The organism is Thermorhabdus hydrogeniformans, assembly GCF_049310025.1.
GTDB lineage: Bacteria > Bacillota > Thermosediminibacteria > Thermosediminibacterales > Tepidanaerobacteraceae > JBJYKD01.
This window is the reverse complement of the sequence record NZ_JBJYKD010000074.1, coordinates 1-1,029: the sequence shown is the minus strand read 5'-3', so window position 1 is coordinate 1,029 and position 1,029 is coordinate 1. Positions and strand designations below refer to the sequence as shown.

Below are 1,029 nucleotides of genomic sequence, written 5' to 3'. Positions count from 1 at the left end.
CGGGGGAACTTTTGCTCATGTTTTGGGCTTTTTTTAAAATCGGCGCATTTACCCTGGGCGGCGGGTTTGCCATGATACCCCTTATGAAGGTGGAAATGGTGGATAAGCAGAAATGGATAAAGGAAGAGGAATTTCTGGATATAATCGCCGTGACCCAGTCGGCCCCGGGGGCGGTGGCCATAAATACTTCCATATACATAGGCTACAAACTGTCCGGCTTTTTGGGCTCCTGCATAGCCGTCCTGGGGACCATACTCCCGTCGTTTCTGATAATACTATTCGTGGCGCTGTTCTACGCCGACATCAAATCCAGCATCTACGTGAAAAAGGCCTTCAGGGGGATATACCCGGGCATAGTGGTGCTCATCCTGGCGGCTGCTTTTAACCTTCGTAAAGCCGCCTTTAAAACTCCTGCGGGCGTGATAATAGCGGTTCTTTCCCTGGCGGCCCTCGTTATACTTGACCTTCATCCCATAATGGCGATCCTGGCATCGGGAATAGCTGGAATGTTCTTGCAAAACAGACTTCGGGGTCCGGAGGAGCGTGGGGAAAAATGATATATTTAAGCCTTTTCTGGGCGTTTTTTAAAGTGGGAGCCTTCAGCTTCGGCGGTGGTTACGCCATGATTCCCCTCATAGAAAAAGAGATAATAGACATCCACCACTGGCTCTCGGTGGACCAGTTCCTGGATATAATAGCCATTTCACAGATGACCCCCGGTCCCATAGCCATAAATGCGGCCACCTTCGTGGGGTATAAAGTAGGCGGCTTCTGGGGATCGGCGGCGGCCACCATCGGGGTCACGGCCCCCTCTTTCCTGATTATAATCATCCTTGCCCTCTTGCTGATTAGGTACCGGCACCTGCCCTGGCTGGACGCCTTTTTTAAGGGCGTCAGGCCGGCGGTTATCGCTCTTATCGTCCAGGCGGCCTATTCCGTGGGAAAGAGCTCCTTTACCGGCATTAAAGATATGCTGGTGGCGGCGGTGGTCTTTGCGGGGCTGTACCTGCTGAAAATAAACCCGCTCAT

At 52.4% G+C, this 1,029-nt stretch carries 2 protein-coding genes; both read left to right on the top strand.

Annotated elements, in window-relative coordinates:
- Positions 1 to 557 (top strand): chromate transporter (locus ACKX14_RS15520; RefSeq protein ID WP_422449270.1); only part of this gene is annotated, 557 nt, incomplete at its 5' end.
- On the top strand, positions 554 to 1,029 hold a 476-nt coding region (locus ACKX14_RS15515), incomplete at its 3' end, for a chromate transporter (protein ID WP_422449268.1). The genes ACKX14_RS15520 and ACKX14_RS15515, both read left to right, overlap by 4 nt.